The sequence below is a fragment of the Maritalea sp. genome (assembly GCF_047634455.1).
In the GTDB taxonomy this organism is placed as follows: domain Bacteria; phylum Pseudomonadota; class Alphaproteobacteria; order Rhizobiales; family Devosiaceae; genus Maritalea.
The window spans coordinates 1-10,767 of the sequence record NZ_JBLIAI010000075.1; the positions used below are offsets into that span (position 1 = coordinate 1).

Consider the following 10,767-nt stretch of genomic DNA (forward strand, 5'->3'; position numbering starts at 1 on the left):
TATCCTCATTGACAGCAAGTCAATTCGGCCGATTTCGCCTAAATCTGATCAAAACTGAACTGCTGTCCAGATCATTTCTCAATTGAGTTCAGACCCTAGATTAATCTCTCTAGTCTATCGGATCACCTAGGCGACATTCACTGTTTGTTGCTGCTCAGCACTGCGTTTTTTTGTGAACGAGTGTGAGCGCCACAATTCAAATATGTCGTGCGCATCTTTTTGCGACAGTGAGTCATATTTGTTGACCGCGACACCAGCTTCATCAGCCGTAATTTTGTCTCGCCACGGCATAGTAGAAAAAACCCGCTGAAACAAATCTGGTTTAAAGTTCAATGCACGCACAGCTACAATGGCAGCACCAGTGTCTTGAGTGGCCAACCACTTGACCAACACTTCAGGTTTAATGCGCAGTAAGATTGCCAATGCACTCGCCACATGGTGTCCGTAGCCGAATCGGCAGAACCGCTCAACGGCACCTATATTAAACTGCCGACGATCCGCAAGCGCCTTAACCTGCCCCCAGGCAACCTTCCATTCGGTCGCACTAAAGCCAACCTCGTTTTTAACCCGATTAAGAACAACTGCCTGTGCTTCAGCCAATTCTTCTTCGTTCACAGGAACATTCGCTTCAGCCAGGTGTTTCAAAGCCCTCCTGCCAGCTTCGGAAAGTCGGGAGTGGATTTGTCTCCAATCCACATCTTTACGACCACCAATGCTCGCCGCAATGCTCTTGTCACTTGCGGCGCGTGCCAGCAAACCAGAACCCGTATTCTGTCCAATCTGAGCATCCATATTGCTGACCAGACGTATGACGGTCCTGGTATCAGCGCGCTTGACAATTTCCGAACCAACTCGGTCGGTTACCGGACTACGTCCAGCAATAGCGAAGCGATGATCGTTTGATAATTCCTGCACAATCTCAATCAGATCATCATCTGACAAAACGCTCGAAAACTCCAACAACGGAGCCGCTACTTCAATCTCATCATGTGCAAGTTTAATGACAACGCTACCCGGCGCTCGACTGAGTGGCGCCAAAAGTTCAGCCACATCCGCCCGCGCTTCAGCTTCAACAAGCTCTGAAAGCTGGCAAAGGACTTCATCATATTTGGCAATTTGCTCGTCGTCGCAGCGATCAACCACATGACGAAACAATTTCGCCATGTTGCGCATAAGCTCAGCGCATTCCGCGCCATCAGGATCATTATTCAATGCGTTAAAACTAGAGAACGCTGACCCTTTTCCTGAAACACTTTCCACAATCTCACCTCCAACATACATCCTGTTCGTCGACCAGTATGCAGAACAAGTGTGCGAGCGCACTGAAACATTTGGACGGGAGTTTATTCAAAACTGCTTCAATAGATGTCGAGTGAATTTAGCTATTATTTACCTAACCTCGGGACGACCTTCGCCCCGAGACTAGTGGTCATTTGACGATCAAAGCGTCAACGCTGCCCTTACACCTGCGGCATAATCTGGGTGCACCTTATCGAACAAGACAAGTTGTCGCTCAACGATGTCGGCTGGAACCCCTTGCATTGCTGCGGCTATGTTTTCGAATAAACGCTGTCTTTCACCTTCGTCAAACAATTCAAACAGTGCTCTGGGTTGGCCGAAATCATCATTTCCCAGCCGATGATTGTGTCGGTCCGCAGTCCCCTCAATCGGCAAAGGCGGTTCCGCAACATTTGGGTCTTCATGCGCGCCACCAAAACTATTTGGCTCATAATACGCATCCACATTGCCGGTTTTTTGCCCCATAAAATTCATCGCACCATCTTTATGATAGTGATGAACTGGGTTTTTCGGCTGGTTCACTGGCAGCGCCTCATAGTGTGTTCCAAGCCGATAGCGGTGCGCATCAGCATAAGAGAAGACGCGCGCTTGCAGCATTTTATCTGGCGAATGGCCGATACCCGGCACAATGTTGGAAGGCGAAAATGCAGCTTGCTCAATCTCTGCAAAATAATTCTCGGCATTGCGATTGAGCTCCATTTCACCCACTTCAATTAGTGGATAGTCGCCGTGCGGCCAGACTTTGGTGAGGTCAAACGGATTGAAAGGCACACCCTTCGCCTGCGCATCTGTCATGACCTGTATGCAGACCCGCCATTTTGGATATTCACCGCGCTCTATCCCACCAAACAGTTCCTCTTGATAGGTCTCGCGGTTTTTCCCGACCACCTGTTCAGCCTCTGCGTTGGTGAAATGCTTATGGCCTTGCTTGGTTTTGAAGTGAAACTTTACCCAAACCCGTTCGCCATCATTGTTCCACATTGAATAGGTGTGCGATCCATAGCCGTTCATATACATTGGCGCTTTCGGCAGCCCGCGATCTGACATCAAAATTGTTACCTGATGCAGGCTTTCTGGCGATAATGACCAAAAATCCCACATGGCCGTTGGCGACCGCATGTTGGTTTTGGGATGACGTTTTTGCGTGTGGATAAAGTCTGGGAATTTCAGCGGATCACGCACAAAGAATACTGGCGTATTGTTGCCAACCAGATCCCAATTGCCTTCTTCAGTATAAAATTTCAGCGCAAAGCCACGTACATCGCGCTCTGCGTCTGCTGCACCCAATTCGCCAGCAACTGTAGAAAACCGCGCCAGCATGTCCGTCTTTTTGCCTTTTTGCAGCGCAGATGCGCGCGTGTATTTTGAAATGTCTTCTGTAATTGTTAGCGTACCAAATGCACCCCAACCTTTTGCATGCACCACACGCTCAGGAATCCGTTCACGGTTTTGGTGCGCAAGTTTTTCAAGCAGCTGGTAGTCCTGCATCAATAATGGCCCGCGCTCACCCGCCGTTTGTGAGTTCTGATTGTCGGAGATTGGTGCGCCTGCAGTCGTGGTTAGCCTTGGAGGATTGCTCATATTGGTGTCCCTTCCTTTAAACATAGAGCAAACTTAATAGCCAACAGCTTGACAGTCCAATTGATTAATCCTGAATTTTCGATTAGAAAAACTAATCATGACCATCACTTTGAAACAAATGCGCTACGCAATAGCCGTCGAACAGTACAAGCATTTCGGCCGCGCAGCACAGGCATGTTTTGTCACCCAACCTGCCCTTTCACAGCAGATCGCACTACTCGAAGACAAACTTGGCTTTGTCATATTTGAGCGAATGGGGAAAAGCGTCATCCCGACCCACCGGGGAGTTCAGTTTTTGATCAACATTCGGCATATAATTGAACGAGCGAACGAACTCGAAGAACAATTCGTACAAAAACCAAATTCGTTAGAAACACACATTTCCATCGCCCTCATTCCAACCATTGCGCCCTATCTGTTACCAAGCCTGCTCCCCGTGCTTCGCGCACAATTAAGCACTGTGCAGTTTTCGGTGAGCGAGCAAACCACCGATAATTTGGTCAGTGCTGTGAAAAATGGCGAATGCGACGTGGGCATACTGGCGACCGAAATTGCTGACCAGCGCCTGGTTTCCACGCCACTATTCGCAGACCCATTTGTATTGGCGGTTGCACAGTCAACAAAACTCAACAGCCCTGTCGATCTGGCCAAACTGAATAGAGAAAACATGCTGTTGCTATCAGAAGGCCATTGTTTACGTGATCAGACGATTGATGCCTGCCACATCGGCGATGCGCTCAAGCAAAAAACCTTCGCTGCGACATCTTTGTCAACAATCGTGGAGCTGGTCGCAAACAATTTGGGCATGACGCTCTTGCCTGCCATGAGTATTCAACGAGAAGCGCTGGGCGGAAGAATAAAAACCCTGAGCCTTAAAAGCCCTGGTGCTGGAAGGACAGTGCGCATGATCTGGAGACGGTCGTCGCCACTGCAAGCCCTATTTCAACAAGTCGCAGCGATCACCACAGATGCGGGCAAGCAGCTGCTCGTTGAAGACACAAACATTGTGATCAAATAGTATAAAGTTCCTGCGGCCAAATGCGCACCTTTATGTCGTCGCCAACATTGATCGTGCCTGGACGCTCTACCCAACCAACAACGCCACGGGTGGTTTTTGCAGCTTTCACAAAACCAAATTCAATGTCGTCTCGACCTTCCTGTGCATCTTGCAGGCTTTTGCCTGAAATCTTGCACGGCGCATTGTAACCATCAATTCGTATCACCGCGCCGGATGGAAAGAAGAACTGGGTGCGTGGCGGAATGCTAGATAGGCGCGGAATGCCCCGCGTGACGAAATTAGCCCCGATCCGGCCAGCATCCAATTCTGCAATCGACAGCGCCTTAGAAATGCCATTCAGCTCTTCCTCAGAAAGTATAGAAACATGGCGTTCGTTGCGCATAATGGTGCCGCGTTCATACCAAGGTTCACGCCCGCCAGATTGACGCGTTGGCCCATGATGATGATCGCCAACAATTCCGTCAAAATCCAAAACAATTGTTTCAACAGGGCGTGAGACGAACCCGTCACCGTCCGCAATAAACAATTGAGACAGTTTGCCCGCGAGTTTTTGCGCGCCGATGCTGGATATCATGCCATTCTCGCTTTTCTGGCTCTCGCATTCTGTGAGATCGAGTCGTAGGTAAATACCGCCAGGGAAACCCAAATCAATATGAAGCTAAACAACCTTGTTTGGCTCAATTGCTCACCCAACAACCAGACCGCCAGAATGAACTGAATTGAAGGTGCAATATACTGAAATATCCCAATGGTGGTTAGTCGCAAACGACGGGCACCAATGGCAAATAAAATCAACGGGACTGCTGTGACCGGACCGCCCAACATCAACAAACCCCAAAGCGACAAAGACCCTTGGCTTGCTGGCAACGGGTTCATCGGCCCAGCCCAGACAAGAAAAGCAAAAGCAAAAGGCACCAGCAAACTCGTCTCAATCAGCAGACCGGGCGCGGCTCCAACGCCAACGGTTTTTCGAAAATAGCCGTAAAAGGCAAAGCTGAACGCAAGTGTTAGAGATATCCAAGGCAAGCCACCAAGCCCGAAAGCCTGAATCGCCACCGCGATCAGCGCAATGCCAATCGCCATTGCCTGCAGACGATTTTGCCGTTCCCCAAGCAACACCATACCCAAAAGCACGTTCACCAGTGGGTTGATGAAATAACCAAAACTAACCGCCAAGACTTGATTATTGTCGATGGCCCAAACGAAAATCGTCCAGTTTATCGTGATTGTCAGTGTGGAAAGCGCCAACCAGCCCATCGATTTCCGCGACTTAAGCACCGGTGCTATTTCGCCAATTCTGCCGATGAAAAAAAGGAACAAGGCCACGAACAAGGCCGACCAAACCACACGATGCGCAATTATCGTGTAAACATTGATACCACCAAGTAGTTTGAAATATAGCGGAAACACGCCCCACAAAATGTAAGCTGCAACTGCACTTATGCCGCCGAGTTTAGCCTCGCGCGCTGCGTTCTCATCTGTCATTGCAAACTCATAAATTTGGTTGGACCGCTAAGCTAACAGCAATTTTCCTCACCCACCAACAAATGATTGAAATGTTGGACATCACTCGAATTGATAAGCCTTCAATAAGACGCCAAAAACTGTGATAAAAACGGGTTGAACAAGTCGGGGCGTTCAAGATTTGGCAAATGCGCGGTGCCTTCAATCACCATTGAAACTGCGTTCACCAACTCGTCCTCAAGTATCCTGTGGTTTTCAATAATATCGGGAAAATCGTAGTCGCCATAAACCAATAATGCTGGCTGTGTGATCTTAGACAAATGCTCTAACGCCGACGGCGGAACGATCTCATGTTCAAGCTTTGGTTTGCGCAAAGCTACACCATTCATGTCGATAAACAACTCGCGTGCCGCGCCGCCGACGCGCCCGCTTTGTTGGCCTGGACCATCGAGCCATTCATGGGCCTGCACTTTGTTGATCATGTCCACGTCGCCCAGCTCACGCGCTACTTCCTCAGCCTGCAGCACCGGGTTCAATTCTTCAGGCAATTCAAAATCTGGTGCACCCGTTAGCGCAGTGCCAACAAGCACCATCCCCGCGACCCGTTCTGGATAGGCGATGGCAAAATCAATCGCCAAGCCCCCACCCATTGAACAGCCAACAAACACCGCAGAGCGAATGTCAAAATGGTCAAGAACTGCAGACAGATCGTCTAGCTCGCTAAATTCAACATTTTCAGAAACGGTTTTACCAAACCCGCGCCGATCATAGGCGATGGCATGAATATTCTCGTCCAGCGCATCGAATTGATGTGTCCACATGCGATGATCACACACACCCGCATGCAAGAACACCACAGGAAGACCGTTACCCTGCTCGATGCCAAAAAGCGTTCCGCCATCTACTTCAATTTCAAATGCAGCCATGTGACCATCCCCCAAAAGCCTTCAATCACTCTAGCCGAGTCGCAATAAGCTGGCACTTGAACAATACTATGAATTCAAATTTGGGATGGGCCTACAGATATGTCAAACTCGGACGAACTTGGGCAAAATGGATACCCTGGTCGCGATCACTAGTTTGTTTTTAACCCCGTAGGACAATCACCAGAATAATTGGCAATGAATTTGGCGTCGATTGGATCGAAAATAGACCGCCACAGATTTGTATTGTATGCATGCATTTTGCCCAAGTCGTTTGGATCAGCCCGTGACGGACCCGTGCCAGTGATTGTCATATCCACCCAGACGTCGCGACCATTATCTTGATCATAGCCCAAAAATCCTAGCGAAGTTTCACCCAAATCGGCTTGAGGGCGAGGTCTTTGACCCCGGAAAATTGTTTCCTGACCTATCTTGGGCGTAGCAACAAACGAGGCCGGATCACCATTTGGGTTTTCGAGTACAGTGTCGCCGTTTAGATAAAGCCCGACCAGCTTCCCCGCTTTGGTGTAATCCGCGGAAATATTCCACCGCCACACGTAGATACGGCACAAATTTATGTCGTAAATGTACTTTTCAACATATGGCACTTCTGAGTGGCTAATTAACGTCGCTTGGCCAGATTCCACAAATGTCGCGCGCAGTTCAATCACGGACGAGTCTGTTGAAAAGCTCTGTTCCAAAAACACTTTCATTTGGTCCAGATCGGGGTAATCCTCGAACCTAAACTTATTTGAAAAGGCGGGCGAAGCCGACGACAAAACGATCAAAATGAGAATCAAACAACGCATAAAAAATACTCCGGTTCCACAATTTGGAAACCGGAGCACTAATTCACAGAATTGTAAAGATTACCGCGTCAAAGGCTTATAGGTCACACGTTTTGGATTGACAGAATCTGCACCCAGGCGACGGATTTTGTCGGCTTCATATTCAGCAAAGTTGCCTTCAAACCACTCAACGTGGCTGTCACCTTCAAATGACAATATGTGCGTGGCCAACCGGTCAAGGAACATCCTGTCGTGAGAAATCACCACGGCGCAACCGGCAAACTCTTCCAACGCTTCTTCCAAAGCGGAAAGTGTTTCGGTGTCCAAATCGTTGGTGGGCTCATCGAGCAGCAGTACATTTGAACCGGACTTGAGCATTTTCGCCAAGTGAACGCGGTTGCGCTGCCCGCCAGAAAGCGAACCCACTTTTTGCTGCTGATCGCCGCCCTTAAAATTGAACGAGGACGTATAAGCCCGGCTGTTCATCTCACGCTTACCCAGCGTCACAATCTCGTTGCCTTCAGATATTTCTTCCCAAACAGTTTTGTTCGGGTTCAGCGCGTCACGGCTTTGGTCCACATAACCCATTTTGACGGTGTCACCGATTTTGATCGTGCCACTGTCGGGCTGTTCCTGGCCGGTAAACATCTTGAACAAGGTTGATTTACCCGCGCCGTTTGGCCCGATAATCCCAACAATGCCACCAGCTGGTAGCTTAAAGTTCAAATCATCGATCAACAAACGGTCACCAAAGCCTTTGTTGAGACCTTCCACGTCAATCACCAAATCGCCAAGCCGCTCGCCCGGCGGAATTATGATCTGCGCGGAATTGGATTGAGTGCGTGCTTCGTTGGTTTTGACCAACTCGTCATACGCCTTCACCCGCGCTTTAGACTTCGCTTGGCGGGCTTTGGGGGACGCGGACATCCACTCTTGCTCGCGTGTCAACACCCGTTCGCGGGCTGCGTCCTCACGACCCTCTTGCGCGTAGCGTTTCGCTTTTTGGCCAAGATAAGCCGAATAATTACCTTCATAAGGAATGCCCCGACCACGGTCGAGTTCCAAAATCCAGCCTGTCACATTGTCCAAGAAATACCTGTCGTGGGTAATGATCAATACTGAGCCAGTATAGTCGCGCAAATGCTTTTCAAGCCATGCGGTGGTTTCAGCATCCAAATGGTTGGTGGGCTCATCAAGTAACAACAGGTCTGGTGCGGCCAACAAAAGCTGACACAGCGCGACGCGACGCGCCTCACCACCTGAAAGGTTTTCAACCGATGCATCACCTGGCGGGCAGCGTAAAGCTTCCATTGCCATTTCGACTTTGCTGTCCAGATCCCAAAGATTGTCCGCGTCAATTTGGTCTTGAAGCGCAGCGCCCTCATCCGCAGTTTCTTCCGAATAGTTCATCATCAAATCGTTATAGCGGTCGAGAATGGCTTGCTTCTCTTTCACGCCAATCATCACGTTACCTTTAACGTCAAGATTTACATCGAGCTTTGGCTCTTGCGGCAAATAGCCAACTTTAGCGCCTTCGGCTACCCAAGCCTCACCTTGAAACTCGGTGTCCAAGCCCGCCATGATTTTCAATAGCGTCGATTTACCCGAACCGTTTGGTCCCAAAACACCGATTTTGGCATCTGGGTAGAAACTGAGATGGATATTGTCCAAAACCTTCTTGCCACCAGAATAGGTCTTTGACATGCCATGCATGTGATAAATGAATTGCCGTGCCATGAAGAACCCCTGATCGATTATCGCTGGAAAACTGTGTTCGACTGCATTTAAGAGATTGGTCGCCAATTGGCAACCTATTTGCCAAGTCGCCCGCATCTCAATTGCCAAAAATGTCTACCAGATCAATCCCAAATTTGGCCCGATAGTTTCAAACATGCACTAGGTGGATATGCAATAACCAACGATAAACAGGTGACCTGTTACCACGAGCAATTGCCACCGTGTGTCGCCTTCAACTAAACCGGCAAACCACTAAGCGGTTTCACAATACGAATAGCCAAATTCGACTGGATTTTTGTGACATGGGGCAAACGGGAAAGCCGAGTTCTATGTACCCGTTCAAAATCCTCCGCGTCTTGACACACTAAACGCAACAAATAGTCTGCGTCGCCGGCCACAAGCGCACATTCAAGAATTTCGGGTGCATCTCGAACCGCACCTTCAAACGCTTTAAGCGTTGCTTCACTCTGATTGGTCAGGCTTATTTCAACGTAAAAAGCCATGCCAAAACCAAGTCGGTCCGGGTTCAGGTGCGCATGATAGCCGGAAATCAGCCCCCGCTCCTCCAGCAGTTTCACCCGGCGATGACAGGCCGAGGAGGACAATCCAACCTGATCTCCCAATTCCTGCATTGGGGTTCGGCAGTCTTTTTGCAACGCGCGCAGAATCCGTCTATCGAGTTGATCAAGCAATTTCTTCCCTCATTTTTACCATTCTACCGGACAGTTTCCCAATATCGAACCAATTTAGATGAAATTTGCAATTTTCTCCAGCAATATTTGGCGTAAGATTTTGATCAAATAACGCGTGAGGAGGTCTGAAATGCGTATTGGTGTTCCAAAAGAAATCAAAAATCATGAATATCGTGTTGGTCTAACGCCAGAGAGCGTTGCCGAATTGGTCGCAAATGGCCATGAACTGTTTGTTCAAACACTAGCTGGTGACGGCATTGGTGCGGCGGATGAGTTTTACGTCGCAGCTGGCGCGAAAATATTGGCAACAGCGGCTGAAGTTTTCGACACAGCGGAAATGATCGTCAAAGTAAAAGAGCCCCAAGCCAATGAGCGCGCGATGCTTAAGCCGGGTCAAATTCTTTATACCTATTTGCATTTGGCACCCGATCCAGAACAAACCAAAGACCTAGTCGCTAGTGGCGCTGTTTGCATTGCTTATGAAACAGTAACAGATAACCAAGGCGGTTTGCCACTTCTAAAACCAATGAGCCAAGTTGCAGGCCGTATGTCGATACAAGCTGGCGCAACCGCACTTGAAAAAGCGCATGGCGGACGCGGCGTGTTGATGGGCGGCGTGCCAGGCGTTGCCCCCGCTAAAGTGATTGTGCTTGGTGGTGGTGTTGTTGGTTTTAACGCAGCACAAATGGCCGTTGGCATGCACGCCGACGTTACCATTCTCGACCGCAACCCTGCGACGTTGGAAAAACTGTCGAACCATTTTGAAGCAAGCGCAAAAGTCATCTACTCGACAAAAGCAGCACTTGCTGACCTTGTGGCACAAGCTGATCTTATCGTTGGTGCCGTTTTGGTGCCCGGTGCCGCGGCGCCTAAACTGGTCACGCGCGAAATGCTTAAAACCATGCAGCCAGGCGCTGTATTGGTGGATGTCGCAATCGATCAGGGTGGCTGTTTTGAAACGTCAAAAGCGACCACGCACGCTGATCCAACATATGTGATCGACGATGTTGTCCACTATTGCGTGGCAAACATGCCTGGTGCGGTTGCTCGAACATCGACATATGCCTTAAACAATGCCACACTGCACCACGCTGTAAAGATCGCCAATAAAGGCTGGAAGCAAGCCCTAAAAGACGACGCACACTTGAAGAACGGTCTTAATGTGTGCGAGGGCAAAATCACTTGTGAGCCTGTAGCAATCGATCTGGGTTACGAATATGTGGAAGCAGATAGCTTTCTAAATTAGACGCAACCTACAAACTATA

At 49.2% G+C, this 10,767-nt stretch carries 10 protein-coding genes; 2 read left to right on the forward strand and 8 right to left on the reverse strand.

The features are described 5' to 3' along the window. Positions 1-126 precede the first annotated feature (126 nt). The gene (locus ACJAZW_RS13840) at positions 127-1,260 is read right to left on the reverse strand and encodes a DUF2336 domain-containing protein (RefSeq protein ID WP_415159104.1); all 1,134 of its coding nucleotides are present in this window, start codon (positions 1,258-1,260) and stop codon (positions 127-129) included. 180 nt (positions 1,261-1,440) lie between these two features. Then, the gene (locus ACJAZW_RS13845; RefSeq protein ID WP_415159106.1) at positions 1,441-2,880 is read right to left on the reverse strand and encodes a catalase; all 1,440 of its coding nucleotides are present in this window, start codon (positions 2,878-2,880) and stop codon (positions 1,441-1,443) included. A gap of 97 nt (positions 2,881-2,977) precedes the next feature. Between ACJAZW_RS13845 and ACJAZW_RS13850 the strand changes: the two genes are divergently transcribed. Beyond that, the gene (locus ACJAZW_RS13850; RefSeq protein WP_415159108.1) at positions 2,978-3,898 is read left to right on the forward strand and encodes a hydrogen peroxide-inducible genes activator; all 921 of its coding nucleotides are present in this window, start codon (positions 2,978-2,980) and stop codon (positions 3,896-3,898) included. On the opposite strand, the gene ACJAZW_RS13855 is transcribed toward ACJAZW_RS13850, so the two are convergent. The 6 genes from ACJAZW_RS13855 to ACJAZW_RS13880 form a co-directional block, all read right to left on the reverse strand. Further along, positions 3,891-4,472 carry an MOSC domain-containing protein gene (locus ACJAZW_RS13855; protein ID WP_415159110.1) on the reverse strand — a complete coding sequence of 194 codons (582 nt, stop codon included), beginning with the start codon at positions 4,470-4,472 and terminating at the stop codon, positions 3,891-3,893. The two genes, ACJAZW_RS13850 and ACJAZW_RS13855, sit on opposite strands and share 8 nt — an antisense overlap. Then, the gene (gene rarD, locus ACJAZW_RS13860; protein WP_415159112.1) at positions 4,469-5,383 is read right to left on the reverse strand and encodes an EamA family transporter RarD; all 915 of its coding nucleotides are present in this window, start codon (positions 5,381-5,383) and stop codon (positions 4,469-4,471) included. The genes ACJAZW_RS13855 and rarD overlap by 4 nt, the downstream gene beginning before the upstream one ends. Positions 5,384-5,484: 101 nt before the next feature. Further along, positions 5,485-6,288, reverse strand: coding sequence for an alpha/beta fold hydrolase (locus ACJAZW_RS13865; RefSeq protein WP_415159114.1), 804 nt, complete (start codon positions 6,286-6,288; stop codon positions 5,485-5,487). Positions 6,289-6,437: 149 nt separating this feature from the next. Beyond that, a complete protein-coding gene (locus ACJAZW_RS13870) occupies positions 6,438-7,094 on the reverse strand; it encodes a hypothetical protein (RefSeq protein WP_415159116.1) in 657 nt (218 codons plus the stop codon). 60 nt (positions 7,095-7,154) lie between these two features. Continuing rightward, a complete protein-coding gene (ettA, locus tag ACJAZW_RS13875; protein ID WP_415159118.1) occupies positions 7,155-8,810 on the reverse strand; it encodes an energy-dependent translational throttle protein EttA in 1,656 nt (551 codons plus the stop codon). 236 nt (positions 8,811-9,046) lie between these two features. After that, entirely contained in the window at positions 9,047-9,502 is a 456-nt protein-coding gene (locus ACJAZW_RS13880; protein WP_415159120.1) for an Lrp/AsnC family transcriptional regulator, read from the reverse strand. Between the two features lie 130 nt (positions 9,503-9,632). On the opposite strand from ACJAZW_RS13880, the gene ald reads away from it, so the two are divergent. Next, positions 9,633-10,748 carry an alanine dehydrogenase gene (gene ald / locus ACJAZW_RS13885; protein ID WP_415159122.1) on the forward strand — a complete coding sequence of 372 codons (1,116 nt, stop codon included), beginning with the start codon at positions 9,633-9,635 and terminating at the stop codon, positions 10,746-10,748. Positions 10,749-10,767: the final 19 nt, after the last annotated feature.